The following is a 16,877-nucleotide window of genomic DNA, read 5'->3' as shown; positions in this document are numbered from 1 at the left end:
TGGCAGCCGCCAGGACAACCTCGGCTTCGCGGTGAAGGCGAGCAACACCTGGACCTTCGGCAAGGACTACACGAGGCTCGCCGGGCTCAAGGTCGCCGTCGGCGCGGGTACCAACCAGGAGAAGATCCTGGTCGCCTGGCAGGACAGGCTCAAGGCCGCGGGCAAGACGCTGGACATCAAGTACTTCGCCGACACGCCGAGCACCTTCAAGGCCCTCGTGTCCGGGCAGATCGACGCGTACTTCGGCCCCAACCCCGGCATCGCCTTCCAGATCACCCAGACCCAGGGCACCGCCGACGCCGTGCGCAACGCCGGGGTCTACTCGGGCGCGGGCGAGTCGCTGCAGGGGCTGATCGCCGCGACCACCAGGAAGGACAACGGGCTCATCAAGGCCGTGGCCGACGCCATCAACTACCTGATCCAGAACGGCCAGTACCAGCAGTGGCTCGCCGCGTACAACCTCGACACCGAGGCCGTGCCGACCTCGCTGGTGAACCCGCCGGGCCTGCCCAAGTCCAACGCCTAGGACAGGGCCTGACCGAGGCCGTCGACGGTGACCAGGTCGTAGCCGTCGCTCAGCAGTGACTCGACGATGGCCGGCAGCGCCTGCACGGTCTGGGAGCGGTCGCCGCCCCCGTCGTGCAGCAGGACGATCGAGCCCGCCGTGGCCTTGTCAAGGGTACGGCGGGCGATCGCGTCGGCCCCCGGGCACGCCCAGTCGCCGGACTCCACGTCCCACAGGGTGACCACCGACCCCTGCGCGGCGAGCCAGCCGAGCACCTCGGGCGTGCGGGAGCCGTACGGCGGCCGGAAGTACACCGAGGCCGCCGCGCCCGCCCGCGCCAGCGCCTCGTCCGTCCGCTCGACCTGCCCGGCGAGCTCGGGCCGCGAGAGGTCGGGCAGGAACGGGTGCGACCACGAGTGGTTGGCCACGAGGTGTCCACTGTCGACGATGCGGGCCACCTCGTCCGGGTGCGCGGCGGCGTGCAGCCCGACGCAGAAGAACGTGGCCCGCACGTCGTAGCGCGCGAGGACGCCGAGGATCCCGCGGGTGTACGGCGGGCAGGGCCCGTCGTCGAACGTGAGCGCGATCTGCGGCCGGTCCCGGGCACCGTGCGCGAGGAACCGTCCCGCGCGGGCCAGCGCCGCCTCGGCCGCGGCGCTGGCCGCGATGCCGCGGCTGTACTCCTCGCCGCGCCCGTCGAGCGCCCCGCCGCCGGGCGCGAGGCGCGCGAGGCCGGACGCGCGGCGGCGACCGGCGTCGGCGAGCGCGGCTGCGGTGACCGACCCGAACGCGGGGCGCCCGGGCAGCTGGTCCGGGTCGGCGCGGTACACCGGGAAGCCGGCGCCGAGCAGTCCGCCCTCGACGGTGCCGTTGGTGCTGTCGAAGACCACGGCGACGTCCCGCCCGACGGCCAGCAGCGCCGCGACGACCTCGCCCGGGGTCCGCGCCCGCTGCCGCGCGAGCGTCCGGCCGTCCTCGCCGGCCACCTCGATCTCGTACCCGTCGGCGGTCCAGGCAACTCCGGCGAACACCATGCGAAGCAGTCTAGGTGCGCCGGCGGGTGGCACGTTTCCGGGATTTGCGCGGTTCCCGGGTTCCCTACTGTTCCCGGTACCACCAAAACGAACTTTGATGCAGGGAGATAGCCATGAGCGACGTCGACTACGGGCAGTACGAGGCGGGCCAGGAGAGCGGCGAGCTGGACCAGCTGCACCAGGCCGAGGGTTCCGAGGCCGACTACAACAGCCAGTTCGGCGTGTACGAGCAGGACCACTCCGCCGCCGAGTCCACCGACTTCTCGCAGGGCCACCACGTCGAGTACGACGCCCCCGGCGCCGTGCACTACGAGTCCGACGACTACACCAACTACTCCCACGACGCGTCCGTCGACGACCACGTCTTCGCCGCCGAAGGCTCCGAGTCCTCCCACCAGGCCCAGTTCGCCGAACTCGACATGCTCAAGGAGCGCTTCGCCACCGGCTTCCAGAGCGGCACCATGTTCAGCGGCACCGACGCCGAGCTCGAGGCCGCGAACTGACCTCCCCGGCGGGCAACCCGCAGCAGCAGCACGGCCGGTCTCCTGTGGAGGGGTGACCGGCCGTGCTGCGTGTTCAGGCGCAGGCGACGCAGGTGCGGGCGGCCGGGCGGGCCAGCAGGCGCTCGGGCGGGATCGGGCGGCCGCAGCGCTCGCAGACGCCGTAGGTGCCCGCGTCCAGGCGCGCCAGGGCGTCGTCGAGGTCGGCGAGGCGCCGGCGGGTGGCGTCCAGGACCGCGGTGAGCTGGGCGCGCTCGTAGGCGATGGTGCTGCCCTCGGGGTCGTGCTCGTCGTCGGCGTTGGACTCGCGGGACGCCTCGAACACGGCGCGCAGGTCGGCCTCGAGCGCGACGATCTCGGCCGCGGCCGCGTCCCGGCGGCGCCGCAGCTCCTCGCGCATCACGGTATCCAGCGGTACTCCACCTCCGGGCGGCCCGCGCCGGTGCCGTAGCGCAGGTGGCGGGCCGCGGCGCCGCGCTCGGCCAGATACTCAAGATACCGCCGCGCGGTCACCCGTGAGGCCTGCAACGACTGCGCGACCTCGGCGGCGGAGAGGCCGCCGGACGCCGTGCGGATCAGCTCCGCGACGGCCGCGAGCGACTCGGGGCTCATCCCCTTCGGCAGGTGGTTCGGGGACTGGCCGCGCAGGGTCTCCAGGAGCCCGTCGACCTCGCCCTGGTCCGCGACGGACTCCGTGCGCGCGATCCGGGTCCGGTACTGCCGGTAGCGCTCCAGCTTCTCCCGCAGCGCGGCGAAGGCGAACGGCTTGAGCAGGTAGTGCACGATGCCCTGCGACACCGCGGCGCGCACGACGTCCAGGTCCCGGGCCGAGGTCACGGCCATGACGTCGGCGGGGTGCCCGGCCGCCCGCATCGCGCGCACCAGGTCCATCCCGTGCATGTCCGGAAGGTTCATGTCCAGCAGGACCAGGTCGACCCGCTCCTTCACGAGCACGCGCAGCGCCTCCGCGGCCGTCGCGGCGCGGGCGGCCACCGCGAAGCCGGGGATGCGCTCGACGTACATGACGTGCGCGTCGGCCGCGATGGGCTCGTCCTCGACCACGAGCACCCGGATCACGGCGCGACCGCCGTGGTGCGCATCGGCAGCCGGACGGTGAACGCGGCCCCGTCCACGTCGATGCCGCCGCCGTGGCGGTGCACCGCCTGCCCGACGAGGGCCAGGCCGAGGCCGCGGCCCATGAGCGCTCCGGCCGCGGGCTTCGTCGACCAGCCGCGCTCGAAGGCGCGGGCGACGTCGGCGGGGTCGAGGCCGGGGCCGCTGTCGGCCACGCGCAGCACCAGCGCGCCGCCGCGGTGCAGCGCGGCGAACTCGACCCGGCGCGGGGGCGGGGCGGCGACGGCGGCGTCGATGGCGTTGTCCAGCAGGTTGCCCACGATCGTCACGAGGTCTCCGGGCGGGAGGGCCGACTCCGGCACCTCCGCATCGGCCGCGACCTCGAGGTCCACGCCGCGCTCGGCGGCCTGCGCCGCCTTGGCGAGCAGCAGCGCCGCCAGCACCGGCTCGCGCACGGCCCCCACCACCCGGTCGGTGAGCCGCTGCGCGACCGCCAGCTCGTTGGCGGCGAACGCGATCGCCTCCCCGGTGCGGCCCAGCTCGATCAGGGAGAGCATGGTGTGCAGGCGGTTCGCGGCCTCGTGGGCCTGGGCGCGCAGCGACTCGGCGAAGCCGCGCACCGAGTCGAGCTCGCCGGTGAGCGCCTGCAGGTCGGTGTGGTCGCGCAGGGTCACCACGGTGCCGAGCGGCGCGCCGGCGCCGGCGGTGCTCGCGGGCGCCTGGTTGATGACGAGCACCCGGTCGCCGGCCAGGTGGATCTCGTCGGTGCGGGCCCGGCCCTCGGCCAGCGCACCGCCGAGCGCGGCGGGCAGCCCGGCCTCGCCGATCGGCCGGCCCAGCGCCTCCTCGCCGAGCGCCAGCAGGCGCCGGGCCTCGTCGTTGGCGAGCAGCAGGCGGCCGTGCCGGTCGAGCAGGAGCAGGCCCTCGCGCACGGCGTGCAGGACGGCGTCGTAGAACTCGTACATCCGCGCCAGCTCCGCCGGCCCGAGGTCGTGGGTCTGCCGGCGCAGCCACCGGCTCACCAGCCAGGAGCCGGCCCCGGCGAGCAGCATCGCCAGGGCGGCGGTCACGAGCAGCGACGGGATGCGGCCGCGGACCTGCCGGGCGACCGAGGTGAGCCGGATGCCGACCGAGACCAGCCCGGCGATCCGGTCGCCGGCGCGCACCGGGACGACGGCCCGCATCGACGGGCCGAGCGTGCCGGTGTAGGTCTCGGTGAGGGGCCGGCCCTGGACCGCGGGGTCGATGGTGCCGAGGAAGTGCCCGCCGATCTGGCGACGGTCCGGATGGGTGTACCGGATGCCGCCCGTCGTCATGATGACCACGAAGTCGGTCCCGGCGTCGCGGTTGAGCTGGTCGGCCAGCGGCAGCAGGACGGCGGTCGGGTCGGGGGCCGCGAGCCCGTCGCGCACGGCGGGCGAGTCGGCGACGCTCCACGCGATGCCGAGGACCTTCTGCCGGGCGGCGTCGAGGCTGGCCCGCTCGGCCTGCACGTACGCGCCGCCGAGGGTGCCGGCGACCAGCACGGTGATGACGGTCAGCTGGAGGCCGAGCAGCTGACGGGCGAGGCTCCAGCGGCGCGGGGACATGTACGCAATGTACTCAATAGTGACCGGGGTCACTGTGGCTCGCATGCTCGCGGTATGACGCCCCCAGACACCACCGCGGCCGCCCCCGCCCGGCGGCGGGACCGAACCCATCTGCTGTATCTGGCCGTGATCGTCGCCGTCGTCGCCGGCGCCGCGTTCGGCCTCCTCGCGCCCAAGGCGGCGCTGGAGATGAAGCCGCTCGGCACCGGCTTCGTCGCCCTCATCCGGATGATGATCAGCCCGATCATCTTCTGCACCATCGTGCTCGGCATCGGCTCGGTGCGCCGGCTGGCCCGCGTCGGCCGGGTCGGCGGCCTGGCCCTGGGCTACTTCCTGGTCATGTCGACCGTGGCGCTCGCGATCGGCCTCGTCGTGGGCAACATCCTGCAGCCCGGCTCGAACCTGCACCTGACCGAGGCGGCGAAGGCGGCCGCGGAGAAGCAGGCGCAGAGCGGCTCCGGCTCGACGACCGACTTCCTGCTCGGCGTCATCCCGACCAGCTTCTTGTCGTCGCTGACCTCGGGCCAGGTGCTGCAGGCGCTGCTCGTGGCGCTGCTGACCGGCTTCGCGCTGCACACGATCGGCGAGTCGGGGCAGAAGATCCTGGCCGGCATCGGCCACCTGCAGAAGCTCGTCTTCCGCGTGCTCGCCATGATCATGTGGCTGGCGCCGATCGGCGCGTTCGGCGCCATCGCGGCGGTCGTCGGCGCCGGGGGCTGGAGCGCCATCGAGAGCCTGCTGCAGATCATGGCCGGCTTCTACCTGACCTGCGCGATCTTCGTGTTCGTGGTGCTCGGCGTCATCCTGCGCGCGGTGGCCGGGGTGAACATCCTGCGGCTGCTGAGGTACCTCGCGCGGGAGTTCCTGCTCATCCTGGGCACCTCGTCGTCGGAGTCCGCGCTGCCGCGGCTCATCGCCAAGATGGAGCACGCCGGCGTCTCGCGCACGGTCGTCGGGCTGACCGTGCCGACCGGCTACTCCTTCAACCTCGACGGCACCGCGATCTACCTGACCATGGCGTCGCTGTTCATCGCCGACGCGCTCGGCCGGCCGCTGAGCATCCCCCAGCAGATCTCCCTCCTGCTCTTCATGATCATCGCGTCGAAGGGCGCCGCGGGCGTGACGGGCGCCGGCCTGTCGACGCTCGCCGGCGGCCTGCAGGCGCACCGCCCCGAGCTCGTCGACGGCGTGGGCCTGATCGTGGGCATCGACCGCTTCATGTCGGAGGCCCGGGCCCTGACGAACTTCGCGGGCAACGCGGTGGCCACGATCCTGGTCGGCCGGTGGACGCACGACTTCGACCGCGCCCGCTGCGACGAGGTCCTGGCGGGCCGCCTGCCGTTCGACGAGCGCACCATGGTCGACGACCACACCCCGCGCCCCGCGGACGCCGGGGAGCCGGCGCCGCCCCCCGCCCCGAGGACCGAGGCGGCGGTCTGAGCACCCCCGGGGGCGAGCGGTGGCTCCGCTCGCCCCCGGGGTGCTCCGGCGTCAGCGCACGCCGAGCGCCGCCGTGCCGTGGGTGGCCAGCGCGCGGGTGCCGAGCCAGGTCACGACCTCGCCGGAGGGCATCGGGCGGCCCAGGTAGTAGCCCTGGATCTCGTCGCAGCCGAGGGCGTGCAGCTGCTCCCACGTGGCCGCGTCCTCGACGCCCTCGGCGACCACCTGCATGCCCAGGTTGTGGCCGAGGTCCACGGTGGAGCGCACGATCGCGAGCTCGCTGGTGCGCTCGCGCATGTGGGTCACGAAGGAGCGGTCGACCTTGAGCTCCTGCACCGGGAGGTTCTTGAGGTACGCCAGCGACGAGTAGCCGGTGCCGAAGTCGTCGATCGACAGGCGCACGCCGAGCGCGTGCAGGCGGTCGAGCACCTGCAGGGCGCGGTCCGGGTCGGTCATGATGACGCTCTCGGTGATCTCCACGACGAGCCGGTCGGCGGGCACGTCGTGCTCCTCGGTGAGGCGCCGGATCTCCTCGGGCAGCTCCAGGTCGAGCAGGCAGCGGGCGGACACGTTCACCGACACGGAGATGTCGTGGCCGGCCGCGCGCCAGGCGTGGCAGTCGCGGAGGGCGGTCTCCAGGACGTACGAGGTGAGCTGCCGGATCAGGCCCGTCGTCTCGGCGATGGGGATGAACTCGTTCGGGCCGAGCAGGCCGTGCTCGGGGTGCTGCCAGCGGACCAGGGCCTCGGCGCCGAGCACCCGGCCGGTGCCGGCGTCGGCCTTGGGCTGGTAGAAGATGACGAGCTCGCCGGCGGCGATCGCGCGGCGGAGCTGGCCGAGCAGCCCGAGGCGGTAGGGGTTGTGGCGGTCGAAGCGGGGGTCGTAGACGACGTGGTGCTCGTGGCCCTCCTTGGCCGCGTACATCGCCACGTCCGCGCGCCGCAGCAGCTCGGCGCAGTTCCGGGCGTGGTCCGGGTACACGGCCACGCCGATGCTGCTGTCCACCTCGAGCGACAGGCCCCCGAGCACGAACGGCTCGTCGAGCGCGGCGGTGATCTCGGTCGCGGCCGCGATCGCGTCCGCCGGGCCGTCGATGTCCGCCAGCAGTACCGCGAACTCGTCCCCGCCCAGCCGGGCCACCGTGGCGCGCTCGCGCAGCACCCCGGTGAGCCGCCCCGCGACCTGCCGCAGCAGCAGGTCCCCGTTGTGGTGCCCGAGCGTGTCGTTGACCTCCTTGAACCGGTCGAGGTCGATGAGCAGCAGCGCGCCGGACCCGCCGCGGCGGTCGGCCGCGAGCAGCACCTGCTCGGCCCGCTCCAGCAGCAGCGCCCGGCTCGGCAGCCCGGTCAGCTGGTCGGTGAACGCCTGCTCGGTCAGGGCCTGCTCGCGCAGCCGCCGCTGGACGTCGTGCAGCCGCGCGGTGATCCAGCCGACGGACTCGCCGGCCAGCACGCACGTGGCGGTGACGTAGTACACCGAGCGCTCCAGCCCGGGCGCGTGCGACGTGATCGCCAGCGGGATCCAGTACGCGATCGCGAGGGCGGGGCTGAGCGCGAGGGTGGTGCCGCGCCGCTGGGCGGTGCCGACCCAGACGGCGAGCAGGAAGTAGAGGATGGCGGCGAGGTACGGGTCCGGCTCCGCCCAGTTGCCCACCCCGAGCAGCAGCAGCGCGGGCACGACCGTCCACAGCGAGGCGCGGCGGGGCCAGCGATGCCAGGGCAGGCGCCACATCACGAACCCGGCGCCCATGGCGACGACGCCGACGACGCCGACCACGAGCGCGGCCATGCCGGACAGCGTCAGCGGGAGCCCGAGGGTGAGCAGCCCGCCGGCGATGAACATGGCGCTGATGGCCCGGCCGGCGACCCGGCGGAACTCGCCGTCGGGCTCGTCCCGGGGTTTCGTTCGGGCAGTCGACCTCACGGCCCCTCCATCGGAGCGCGCTCACACGTTTTGAAGGGGGCCCGGGGACCGCACCCGGATTGCTCCCGCAAGGTGGGCGGACGGACGATTGCCGCCGGTTCGAGCACAGCGTCGCGCCGCGGGACGGCCGGCGGCGCCGATCCGGCCCGGCGGGGCCTGCCCGCGCCAATTCTCTATCAGATAGATAGGGGATTGACCGACGGCGCTCCTATTGTCTACCGTATCGACATGAATTCGCTCCGGTTGACCAGTCGGCGGTACGTCGACTGCTGCCGGACCTGCGCGTGCCTGTGTCCGGCCCGAGCCGTCTGACCGCCGCGCCCCTCGCCGTCCGCAGCACCCGTGACCCGGCCGCCGCCGGGCGATTCCCCGTGCCCAGAACCCCGGGAGCCCCCATGTCCGAGAACCCGGAGACCGAGACGCGGCGCCGCGTCTCGGTCGACTGGATCGCCGTCGGTGTCGCCGCGGCCGTCGCCGTGCTCGCCGCCACCCGCCTGCTGCCCGACATCCCGTGGGACAGCGTCACCATCCCCCTCATCAAGTAGGACGCCGCCATGACCGCCGTGACCGCTGACCCGCCGGGCCGGGTCGAACGCTTCGCCGCCATCCCGGTCCTGCGCTACGTGCCGGGCGTGCTGCTGCTCGTCGCGATCGGCCTGGCCGGCAAGTGGGCCCAGGCCGAGCTCAAGGTCGTCGCCGCGAGCACGCACACGCACCTGCCCGACGTCGAGTACGTCCTGTGGGCGATCGTCATCGGGCTCGTCATCGCCAACACCGCCGGGCTGCATCCCATCTTCCGCCCGGGCGTGGGCACGTACGAGTTCTGGCTGAAGGTCGGCATCGTGCTGCTCGGGGCCCGGTTCGTCCTCGGCGATCTCGCCAAGGTCGGCGGGGTCAGCCTCGGGCTCATCCTCATCGACGGCACCGTCGCGGTCGCCACCGTGCTGCTGCTGAGCAGGCTGTTCGGGCTCAAGGGCAAGCTGGGTTCGCTGCTGGCCATCGGTACCGCCATCTGCGGCGTCTCCGCGATCATCGCGGGCAAGGGCGCCATCGACGCCGACGACGAGGAGTCCGGCTACTCCATCGCCGCGATCCTCACGCTCGGCGCCGTCGCCCTGTTCTCGTTCCCGGCGATCGGCCACGGCCTCGACCTGAGCCAGCACGAGTTCGGGCTCTGGGCGGGCCTGGCCGTCGACAACACCGCGGAGACCACGGCCACCGGCGCCATCTACGGCGCCGAGGCCCAGAACGTCGCCGTGCTCGTGAAGAGCACCCGCAACGCGCTCATCGGCTTCGTGGTGCTCGGCTTCGCGCTGTACTGGGCCTCCCGCGGGCAGGCCGCCACCATCGCCAAGGGCAGCCGGGCGCGGTTCCTGTGGGAGAAGTTCCCCAAGTTCGTGCTCGGCTTCATCGCCGTCTCGGCCCTGGCCACCTGGGGCGTGTTCACCAAGGCGGACATCACCAGCCTCGGCAACGTCTCGAAGTGGGCGTTCCTGCTGACGTTCGCCGGCGTCGGGCTCAACACCGACTTGCGCGCCTTCGCCCGCAGCGGCTGGCGCCCGTTCATCGTCGGCGCGCTCTCGCTCGCCGTCGTCGCCGTCACCTCGCTGCTGCTCGTGCTCGGCGCGACCGCCGTCTTCGAGCTCGGATGACGGCCGCCGTCCAGACCGCGCCGCGGGCCGCGAGGGCCTGGGGTCTGCGGCTCGTCCCCATCGTCGCGCTGGGCGTGCTGTGGCAGGTCACCGCCACCGTCATGCACAACCCGGCGTTCATCCCCGCCCCGGCCGCCGTGTGGCACCGGCTCGTGCAGACCTCGACCGACGGCTACAGCGGCCACACGCTCATCGAGCACCTGGGCGTGAGCCTGCGCCGCATCCTCATCGGCTCGGCCGTCGGCGTCGCGGGCGGCCTGCTCGCCGGGGTCGCGATGGGCACCGTCGCCTGGGTCCGGGCCGTCACCGAGCCGGTGGTCACGTTCGTGCGGGCGCTGCCGCCGCTGGCGTACTTCAGCCTCTTCATCATCTGGTTCGGCATCGACGAGACGCCGAAGCTGTGGCTGCTGTCCATCGCCGCGCTCCCGCCCGTGGCCGTGGCCACCGCGTCGGCCGTCGGCTCGGCCCCGACCGCGCTCGTCGAGGCGGTCCGCGCGCTCGGCGCCGGCCGCTGGGCGGCCGTGCGCGACGTGGTCCTGCCCAGCGCCCTGCCGGAGATCTTCACCGGCATCCGGCTCGCGGTCGGCATCGCGTACTCCTCCGTCGTGGCGGCCGAGACCATCAACGGCGTCCCGGGCATCGGCGGCATGGTCCGCGACGCCCAGCGCTACTCGCAGACCGACGTGGTGGTGCTCGGCCTGTTCGCCATCGGACTGTCCGGGCTCGCCATCGACGGCGCGCTCCGGCTCATCGAACAGCGCCTCATGCCGTGGCGCGGACGAAGCTGACTGAAGGAACCCCCTTGCGAATCAAGCGTCTCGCGGTCCTCGCCGTCACCACCGCACTCCTCGCCGCGTGCGGCAACGGTGCCGCCGCCGGAAGCCCGGACACGAGCCAGAAGACCATCCGGATCGCGTACCAGGCCTTCCCCAGCGGCGACCTGATCGTGAAGAACCAGGGCCTGCTCGAAAAGGCCCTGCCCGACTACCGGATCACGTGGACCAAGTTCGACTCCGGCGCCAGCATCAACACCGCGTTCGTCGCCGGCAGCGTCGACATCGCGGCCATCGGCTCCAGCCCGGTCGCGCGCGGGCTGTCGGCCCCGCTGAACATCCCGTACCAGGTCGCCTTCGTCCTCGACGTGGCCGGCGACAACGAGGCGCTCGTGGCCCGCACCGGCACGAACATCGCCACCGTCGCCGACCTGCGCGGGCACAAGGTCGCCACGCCGTTCGCCTCCACCGCGCACTACAGCCTGCTCGCCGCGCTGGACCGGGCCGGCGTCAAGGAGTCCGAGCTGACCATCGTCGACCTGGAACCGCAGGACATCCAGGCCGCGTGGACCCGTGGCGACCTCGACGCGGCCTACACCTGGCTGCCGTCGCTGGACGAGCTCAAGAAGACCGGCAAGGTGCTCGTCTCCAGCCGCGAGCTGGCCACCGCGGGCAAGCCGACGCTCGACCTCGGCGTCGTGTCCACCGCGTTCGCGACCGCGCACCCGGACGCGGTCGACGCCTGGCGCAAGGCCGAGGCGAGGGCGCTCGACATCATCGCCGGGCAGCCGGACGCGGCCGCCGCGGCGGTCGCGAAGGAGCTGAACATCAGCGCCGCCGACGCCGCGCACCAGCTGAGCCAGGGCGTGTTCCTCAAGCCGGCCGACCTGTCCACGCCGGCGTGGCTCGGCACCGAGGGCAAGGCCGGGGACCTCGCCGGGAACCTGCTCGCCGCGGCCCGGTTCCTCAAGGCCCAGCACAAGATCGACGCGGTGCCCGACCCGGCGGTCTTCGAGCGGGCCCTCTACACCAAGGGCCTGCCCGGTGTCCTCGCCGCCTGAACCGGCCGTCCTCGTCGAGGACGTCGAGCACCGCTACGGGCCGGTGACCGCGCTCGGCCCGCTGAGCCTCACCGTCGCCCCGGGCGCCTTCCTCGTCCTCGTCGGAGCCTCCGGCTGCGGCAAGAGCACCCTGCTGCGCCTGATCGCGGGCTTCGAGCGCCCGAGCGCCGGGCGGGTCCGGGTCGCCGGCGCCGAGCCGGTGCCGGGCCGCGGCGCGGGGCTGGTGTTCCAGGCCCCGCGGCTGCTGCCGTGGAAGACGGTCGGCGGCAACGTGGCCCTGGCGCTGCGCTACGCCGGGGTCCCCCGCGAGGAGCGGGCCGACCGGGTCGCGCAGCTGCTGGAGCGCGTCGGGCTGCACGACGTGGCCGGGCGCCGGACCTGGGAGGTCTCGGGCGGCCAGCAGCAGCGTGTGGCGATCGCGCGGGCTCTGGCCGTACCGAATCCCCTGCTGCTGCTCGACGAGCCGTTCGCCGCGCTCGACGCCCTGACCCGCGAGCGGCTGCAGGAGGACCTCCGGCGGGTGAGCGAGGCGAGCGGCCGCACGTGCGTGTTCGTCACCCACAGCGTGGAGGAGGCCGTGTTCCTCGGCAGCCGGGTCGTCGTGCTCAGCGACCGGCCCGGCCGCGTCGCGCTGGACCAGCCGATCGACCTGCCGCGCACTGGCGTCGAGCCGGAGCAGCTGCGGCGGTTGCCCGAGTACGCCGCCTACCGCGCCGAGCTCGGGCACGCCGTCCGGGCCCGGGAACCCCAAGGGAGTACCGCATGAAACTCGATCCGCTCGGCCCGGCCTTCGGGGCCGAGGTCTTCGGCGTCGACCTGCACCGCGCGACCGACGAGTCCATCGCGGACATCCGGGCCGCGCTCGTCGAGCACAAGGTGCTGTTCTTCCGCGACCAGCAGCTCGACGACGACGGGCAGGTGCGCCTCGGCCGCCGGCTCGGCGAGCTGACCGCCTCCCACCCGGTCGTCGGCGGCGTGGACGAGGCCCATCCGGAGATCTACGCGCTGGACAGCGCCGACGGCGGGTTCGCCGACGTGTGGCACACCGACGTGACGTTCATGCGCCGCCCGCCGCTGGGCTCGATCCTGCGCGCGGTCACGCTCCCGCCGACCGGCGGCGACACCAGCTGGGCCGACAGCCAGCTCGCCTACGAGTCCCTGGCCGCCCCGGTGCGCCGCCTCGCCGACGAGCTGACCGCGGTGCACGACGGCAACCGCGAGTTCGGCTACTACCTGGCCCAGCGCCGCGGCGGCCGGGGCAGCGAGTGGGACGGCGAGGTGGTCACCCGCCTGGACCCGGTCGAGCACCCGGTGGTGCGGGTCCACCCGGAAACGGGCCGGCGCGGGCTCTTCGTGAACCCGGGCTTCACCTCGCACATCGTCGGCGTGTCGGAGGCGGAGAGCCGCGGCATCCTCGACCTGCTCCACGCGCACCTCACGAAGCCCGAGCACATCGTGCGGCACCGCTGGCGCGTCGGCGACGTGGCGATGTGGGACAACCGCAGCACCGCGCACTACGCCAACCGCGACTACGGCACCGCGCGCCGGGTCATGCACCGCGTCACGCTGCGCGGCGACGTCCCGAGCGGGGTCGCATGAGCCTCCCCGACTTCCTCATCGCCGGGGTGCCCAAGGCCGGCACCTCCGCGCTGCACGCGGCGCTCGCCCCGCACCCGCGGCTGCACCTGTCCGCCGTGAAGGAGCCGAAGTTCTTCCTGAGCGACGGCCCGCCGCCGCGCCGCGGCGGCCCCGGCGACGTGCAGACCTACCAGGAGCACGTGTGGCGGCGGGCCGACTACGAGGCCCTGTTCGACGCGGCCCCGCCCGGTGCCCTGCGCGGCGAGGCGACCCCGTTCTACCTGCACGACCTGGACTCGCACGCCCGCATCGCGAAGCTGCTGCCGGACGTGCGGATCATCCTGGTGCTGCGCGATCCGGTCGACCGCGCCCACTCCAACTGGGCGCACCTGTTCGGCGCCGGCCTGGAGTCCGAGGCCGACTTCCTGCGCGCCGTGCAGCTCGAGCCGCGGCGCGTCGCCGCCGGCTGGGCGCAGTTCTGGCACTACACGGGGCTCGGGCACTACGGCAGCCAGCTCGAGCACCTGCTGGCCCACGTGGACCGGGAGCGGGTGCTGCTGCTGCGGTACCGCGACCTGCGCGACCGCCCCGCCGAGACCCTCGACCGCGTGTGCGCCTTCCTCGGCGTCGAGACCGGCCTGCTCGCCGAGGCCCCTCCGGAGAACGTGCGCGCCTTCGTCGACGACACGCGGGCCAACGCCGCCATCCGCCTCGCGTTGCGCACCGGCGGGCGGATCGGGCACCATTTTCCCCTGCCGGTGCGCAAGGTCTTCCGGACCCCGCTGCTCGGCCTGCTGCACCGCCGGCACGGGCCGCGGCCGCGGGTGACCGCCGCGCAACGCGCCACCCTGCTGCCTCGTTTCGCCGATGAGATCCGCAAGCTGCAGGACGTGAGCGGGGAGTCGTACGCCGACTGGCTCAGCCTCGAACACGCCAGCCGCTACCAGCCGTGAGGGGACGTACCTTGTCTGTGCCGCCGCTGCCCCGCCTGCACGACTCCGCCGTGGCGGTCGCCCCGCCCGACGGCGGCACCGGCACCTGGGCCGGCGCGCCGAGCGCCTGGCGCGACGGCGAGGAGATCTACCTCGCCTACCGCCTGCGCCGCCCCGTCGGCGAGGGCCGCGGCTACGCGAACGTCGTGGCCCGCTCGAGCGACGGGGTGACGTTCACGCCCGTCGCCGAGGTCCACAAGGACCGCTTCGGCGGGGCCTCCCTCGAGCGCCCGGCGCTCGTGCGGACCCCCGACGGCCGGTGGCGGCTGTACGTGAGCGTGGCGACGCCCGGCACCAAGCACTGGCGCGTCGACGTGCTGGAGGCCGACTCGCCGGACGGGCTCGGCGACGCCCCGGCCCGCACGGTCCTGCCCGGCGACCACACGATCGGCGTCAAGGACCCGGTGGTGTACTTCGACGGCGTCCAGTGGCACCTGTGGGCGTCCTGCCACCCCCTCGAGTCCGACGAGCACGCGGACCGCATGTCGACGTGGTACGCGACCAGCCGCGACGGCCTCGACTGGCAGTGGCAGGGCGTGGCCCTGGCCGGCCGCCCCGGCGCCTGGGACGCCCGCGGGGTCCGGGTCTCGGCCATCGTGCCCACGGCGACCGGGGTGCTCGCCACCTACGACGGCCGCGCGAGCGCCGAGGAGAACTGGGAGGAGCGCACCGGCGTGGCCACGGGCACGTTCGACGCCCTGACCGCGACGGACGCCGAGCCCCTGACCTCGCCGCACGCGCCGGGCGGCCTGCGCTACCTGAGCGTGGTCACCCTGCCGGACGGCCGCCATCGCGTGTACTACGAGATGACCCGCGAGGACGGCGCCCACGAGCTGCGCACGGAGTTGATCTGATCGGGCCGGCCGGCCGGGTCCTCGCTCAGTGCTGCGCCACGAGGCGCCGGCGGAACTCGGCGTAGGCGGACTGGACGACCCCGTTGAGGCGCTCGAGCTCGGCCGGTGACGGCTCCCGGCGCAGATTCACCTCGATCTTGAAGTCGCCGTCCTCGACCCGCACGCGCAGGTCCTCGAGCAGGTCCGGCGGCAGCTTGCTCAGCACGAACGCGCGGAACGCCTCGGCGACCGTGCCCGGCATGTCGCCGCAGCCGCAGGTGCGGCCCTCGAGCACCGCGCCGAGGTGGCTGCGCCCGACCAGCGCGTCCGGGTGCACCGGGTCGAGCACGGCCAGGCCCTCCTCGATGACGGTGCGGGCCTCGCCGAGCCGGTTGCGGTGCTGCAGGAACAGGCCCAGCGCGATCCGGGCGCGGCCCAGCAGCTCGGGGTCGGCGCCGGTCCGGGCGATCCGCACGGCGTCGCGCAGGCACGGCTCGGCCTCGCTGAACCGCTCGGCCTCCTGCAGGGCCAGGCCCCAGTTGCGCAGCACCTGGCTGACCGGCTCGGGCCGGCCGACGCGCACGGCCCGGTCGTGCGCGGCCGCGTACGCGCGCAGGCCGGCCTCCGTCTCGCCGGCCTCGCCGTGCGCGAGGGCCAGGCCCATCGCGGCCATGAGCGCGGCCTCGGCGTCGCCCTGCCGGTCGTAGGCGGCGAGCACCCGCTGGATGGCCTCGACCCGCCCGGCCTGGTCACCGCAGTCGCGGCCGAGGTTGGCCAGGCTCGACAGGGCGTTGAGCGTGGCGCGGTGGTCCGGGCCGAGCCGCGCCTCCAGCAGCCGCACCAGGTCGCGGACGAGACCGGCGTACATCCGCGGCTCCCCGGTCTCGATCCGCCGCCGCACGGCGAGCGCCAGCTGTTCGAGCACGGGGCCGGGCAGCCGGTCGGCGTCGGCGAACGCCTCGGCCCGGGGGTCCGCGGCGCGCACGATCTCGGCCCGCAGCGCCAGCGCGACCGCGACCCGATCGTGCCCGTTGCGCCACAGGTTCGCGACCATCTCCTCGGCCGCCGCGCGCGCCGCGGGGAGGGCGCCCCGGCTCAGCAGCAGCTCGGCCAGGGGCTCGAGGCCGAACGCGTAGCCGGGGTGCTCGCGGCCGTAGAACGCCTCGCGGGCGGCGAGCCCGGCGCGCAGCTCCGCCTCGGCCTCGTCCAGCCGGCCGGCGAGACGCAGGGCCAGGCCGAGGTTGCTGCGGTACGTCAGGTGGTCCTTGTGCAGGCCGGGGAAGTCCCGCGGCGACACCGACACCGCGGCGCGGAAGCACTCGACGGCCCGGCCGAGCTGGTCGGCGTTGAGCAGCACGTTGCCGAGGTCGCACTGGGCCGATGCCCACTGTGGACTGCCGGCGCCGTGGCGGGCGGCGACGGCGTTGGCCTCGCGCACCATGATGGCCTCGGCCTCGACCAGGCGGCCGTCCTGCAGCAGCGCCACGGCGGCATCGAACGGGGTGGGGGTGATGGTCACCGCGGGAGTTTAGGCCAGGTGCTCCCGGAGGAACGCGGCGATCTCGGCCCGCGCCGCCTTGGCCCGTCGCTGCACGCCCGGCATGCTCAGGAACGCGTGGACGGCGCCCGGGTGCTCGGCCAGCGTGACGGGCGTGCCGGCCGCGCGGAGCCGGTCCGCGTACGCGCGGCCCTGGTCGGCGAGGGGGTCGTCGGCCGGCACGACGACGAGCGCCGGGGCGAGCCCGGACAGGTCCTCGGCGAGCAGGGGCGAGACGGCCCGCGCGTCGGCCCCCTCCGGCACGGCCAGGCGCAGGAACAGCTCCAGCTGCGGCAGCGACAGGGTGGGGCTGTCGGCGTGGGCGCGCATCGACGGGTACGCCAGCGCGGTGCCGGTCAGGTCGGTGGCCGGGTTCACGAGCACCT

General features: G+C 74.1%; 18 protein-coding genes. 11 read left to right on the top strand and 7 right to left on the bottom strand.

What is annotated here, in order from left to right; all coding sequences use genetic code 11:
- Positions 1 to 31: 31 nt before the first annotated feature.
- On the top strand, positions 32 to 526 hold the full coding sequence (locus ACQP1P_RS23525) for a hypothetical protein (RefSeq protein ID WP_433089491.1): 495 nt from the start codon (positions 32 to 34) through the stop codon (positions 524 to 526).
- Here the strand turns inward: ACQP1P_RS23525 and ACQP1P_RS23520 are convergent.
- Positions 523 to 1,539, bottom strand: coding sequence for a polysaccharide deacetylase family protein (locus ACQP1P_RS23520; RefSeq protein WP_433089490.1), 1,017 nt, complete (start codon positions 1,537 to 1,539; stop codon positions 523 to 525). The two genes, ACQP1P_RS23525 and ACQP1P_RS23520, sit on opposite strands and share 4 nt — an antisense overlap.
- Positions 1,540 to 1,652: 113 nt before the next feature.
- Here ACQP1P_RS23520 and ACQP1P_RS23515 point away from each other — a divergent pair, with 113 nt between their 5' ends.
- Positions 1,653 to 2,042, top strand: coding sequence for a hypothetical protein (locus tag ACQP1P_RS23515; RefSeq protein ID WP_433089488.1), 390 nt, complete (start codon positions 1,653 to 1,655; stop codon positions 2,040 to 2,042).
- Positions 2,043 to 2,115: 73 nt separating this feature from the next.
- Here ACQP1P_RS23515 and ACQP1P_RS23510 read toward each other — a convergent pair whose 3' ends face one another.
- The 3 genes from ACQP1P_RS23510 to ACQP1P_RS23500 are packed head-to-tail and all read right to left on the bottom strand — an operon-like array spanning position 2,116 to position 4,702.
- On the bottom strand, positions 2,116 to 2,439 hold the full coding sequence (locus ACQP1P_RS23510) for a TraR/DksA family transcriptional regulator (RefSeq protein ID WP_433089486.1): 324 nt from the start codon (positions 2,437 to 2,439) through the stop codon (positions 2,116 to 2,118).
- Positions 2,439 to 3,116 (bottom strand): response regulator, encoded by a 678-nt coding sequence (locus ACQP1P_RS23505; protein ID WP_433089484.1) that lies wholly within the window; start codon positions 3,114 to 3,116, stop codon positions 2,439 to 2,441. Before ACQP1P_RS23505 ends, ACQP1P_RS23510 begins: the two co-directional genes overlap by 1 nt.
- The gene (locus tag ACQP1P_RS23500; RefSeq protein WP_433089482.1) at positions 3,113 to 4,702 is read right to left on the bottom strand and encodes a sensor histidine kinase; all 1,590 of its coding nucleotides are present in this window, start codon (positions 4,700 to 4,702) and stop codon (positions 3,113 to 3,115) included. Before ACQP1P_RS23500 ends, ACQP1P_RS23505 begins: the two co-directional genes overlap by 4 nt.
- Before the next feature lie 54 nt (positions 4,703 to 4,756).
- On the opposite strand from ACQP1P_RS23500, the gene ACQP1P_RS23495 reads away from it, so the two are divergent.
- Positions 4,757 to 6,142 carry a cation:dicarboxylate symporter family transporter gene (locus ACQP1P_RS23495; protein ID WP_433089480.1) on the top strand — a complete coding sequence of 462 codons (1,386 nt, stop codon included), beginning with the start codon at positions 4,757 to 4,759 and terminating at the stop codon, positions 6,140 to 6,142.
- 51 nt (positions 6,143 to 6,193) lie between these two features.
- On the opposite strand, the gene ACQP1P_RS23490 is transcribed toward ACQP1P_RS23495, so the two are convergent.
- On the bottom strand, positions 6,194 to 8,065 hold the full coding sequence (locus ACQP1P_RS23490) for a putative bifunctional diguanylate cyclase/phosphodiesterase (protein ID WP_433089478.1): 1,872 nt from the start codon (positions 8,063 to 8,065) through the stop codon (positions 6,194 to 6,196).
- Between the two features lie 395 nt (positions 8,066 to 8,460).
- Here ACQP1P_RS23490 and ACQP1P_RS23485 point away from each other — a divergent pair, with 395 nt between their 5' ends.
- The 8 genes from ACQP1P_RS23485 to ACQP1P_RS23450 are packed head-to-tail and all read left to right on the top strand — an operon-like array spanning position 8,461 to position 14,975.
- Complete coding sequence (locus tag ACQP1P_RS23485) at positions 8,461 to 8,610, top strand: hypothetical protein (RefSeq protein WP_433089476.1); 150 nt, start codon at positions 8,461 to 8,463, stop codon at positions 8,608 to 8,610.
- A 9-nt stretch (positions 8,611 to 8,619) separates the two neighbouring features.
- Positions 8,620 to 9,717 carry a YeiH family protein gene (locus ACQP1P_RS23480; protein WP_433089474.1) on the top strand — a complete coding sequence of 366 codons (1,098 nt, stop codon included), beginning with the start codon at positions 8,620 to 8,622 and terminating at the stop codon, positions 9,715 to 9,717.
- Complete coding sequence (locus ACQP1P_RS23475) at positions 9,714 to 10,505, top strand: ABC transporter permease (protein ID WP_433089472.1); 792 nt, start codon at positions 9,714 to 9,716, stop codon at positions 10,503 to 10,505. Before ACQP1P_RS23480 ends, ACQP1P_RS23475 begins: the two co-directional genes overlap by 4 nt.
- A 14-nt stretch (positions 10,506 to 10,519) precedes the next feature.
- On the top strand, positions 10,520 to 11,551 hold the full coding sequence (locus ACQP1P_RS23470) for a taurine ABC transporter substrate-binding protein (RefSeq protein WP_433089470.1): 1,032 nt from the start codon (positions 10,520 to 10,522) through the stop codon (positions 11,549 to 11,551).
- The gene (locus tag ACQP1P_RS23465) at positions 11,535 to 12,317 is read left to right on the top strand and encodes an ABC transporter ATP-binding protein (RefSeq protein WP_433089469.1); all 783 of its coding nucleotides are present in this window, start codon (positions 11,535 to 11,537) and stop codon (positions 12,315 to 12,317) included. The genes ACQP1P_RS23470 and ACQP1P_RS23465 overlap by 17 nt, the downstream gene beginning before the upstream one ends.
- A complete protein-coding gene (locus tag ACQP1P_RS23460; protein WP_433089467.1) occupies positions 12,314 to 13,150 on the top strand; it encodes a TauD/TfdA dioxygenase family protein in 837 nt (278 codons plus the stop codon). Before ACQP1P_RS23465 ends, ACQP1P_RS23460 begins: the two co-directional genes overlap by 4 nt.
- On the top strand, positions 13,147 to 14,082 hold the full coding sequence (locus tag ACQP1P_RS23455; protein WP_433089466.1) for a sulfotransferase family protein: 936 nt from the start codon (positions 13,147 to 13,149) through the stop codon (positions 14,080 to 14,082). Before ACQP1P_RS23460 ends, ACQP1P_RS23455 begins: the two co-directional genes overlap by 4 nt.
- A 17-nt stretch (positions 14,083 to 14,099) precedes the next feature.
- Positions 14,100 to 14,975, top strand: coding sequence for a hypothetical protein (locus tag ACQP1P_RS23450; RefSeq protein WP_433090092.1), 876 nt, complete (start codon positions 14,100 to 14,102; stop codon positions 14,973 to 14,975).
- Positions 14,976 to 15,000: 25 nt separating this feature from the next.
- Here the strand turns inward: ACQP1P_RS23450 and ACQP1P_RS23445 are convergent, their stop codons facing one another.
- Both ACQP1P_RS23445 and ACQP1P_RS23440 read right to left on the bottom strand, forming a co-directional pair.
- On the bottom strand, positions 15,001 to 16,473 hold the full coding sequence (locus tag ACQP1P_RS23445; RefSeq protein ID WP_433089464.1) for a tetratricopeptide repeat protein: 1,473 nt from the start codon (positions 16,471 to 16,473) through the stop codon (positions 15,001 to 15,003).
- A gap of 9 nt (positions 16,474 to 16,482) precedes the next feature.
- Positions 16,483 to 16,869: an alpha/beta hydrolase fold domain-containing protein gene (locus tag ACQP1P_RS23440; protein WP_433089462.1), complete on the bottom strand. Its 387-nt coding sequence runs from the start codon at positions 16,867 to 16,869 to the stop codon at positions 16,483 to 16,485.
- Positions 16,870 to 16,877 lie beyond the last annotated feature (8 nt).

Origin of the sequence: Dactylosporangium sp. CA-052675 (assembly GCF_050947935.1) — a bacterium.
Lineage (GTDB): Bacteria > Actinomycetota > Actinomycetes > Mycobacteriales > Micromonosporaceae > Dactylosporangium.
Note: the sequence above shows the minus strand (reverse complement) of the source record. Positions and strands in the feature narration are given on the sequence as shown.

Excerpts from the sequence above, each read along its gene's own strand:
- ACQP1P_RS23475 (WP_433089472.1), top strand. The coding sequence starts at position 9,714 with ATGACGGCCGCCGTCCAGACCGCGCCGCGGGCCGCGAGGGCCTGGGGT.
- ACQP1P_RS23495 (WP_433089480.1), top strand. The coding sequence starts at position 4,757 with ATGACGCCCCCAGACACCACCGCGGCCGCCCCCGCCCGGCGGCGGGAC.
- ACQP1P_RS23510 (WP_433089486.1), bottom strand. The coding sequence starts at position 2,439 with ATGCGCGAGGAGCTGCGGCGCCGCCGGGACGCGGCCGCGGCCGAGATC.
- ACQP1P_RS23500 (WP_433089482.1), bottom strand. The coding sequence starts at position 4,702 with ATGTCCCCGCGCCGCTGGAGCCTCGCCCGTCAGCTGCTCGGCCTCCAG.
- ACQP1P_RS23480 (WP_433089474.1), top strand. The coding sequence starts at position 8,620 with ATGACCGCCGTGACCGCTGACCCGCCGGGCCGGGTCGAACGCTTCGCC.
- ACQP1P_RS23515 (WP_433089488.1), top strand. The coding sequence starts at position 1,653 with ATGAGCGACGTCGACTACGGGCAGTACGAGGCGGGCCAGGAGAGCGGC.
- ACQP1P_RS23520 (WP_433089490.1), bottom strand. The coding sequence starts at position 1,539 with ATGGTGTTCGCCGGAGTTGCCTGGACCGCCGACGGGTACGAGATCGAG.
- ACQP1P_RS23485 (WP_433089476.1), top strand. The coding sequence starts at position 8,461 with ATGTCCGAGAACCCGGAGACCGAGACGCGGCGCCGCGTCTCGGTCGAC.
- ACQP1P_RS23455 (WP_433089466.1), top strand. The coding sequence starts at position 13,147 with ATGAGCCTCCCCGACTTCCTCATCGCCGGGGTGCCCAAGGCCGGCACC.
- ACQP1P_RS23460 (WP_433089467.1), top strand. The coding sequence starts at position 12,314 with ATGAAACTCGATCCGCTCGGCCCGGCCTTCGGGGCCGAGGTCTTCGGC.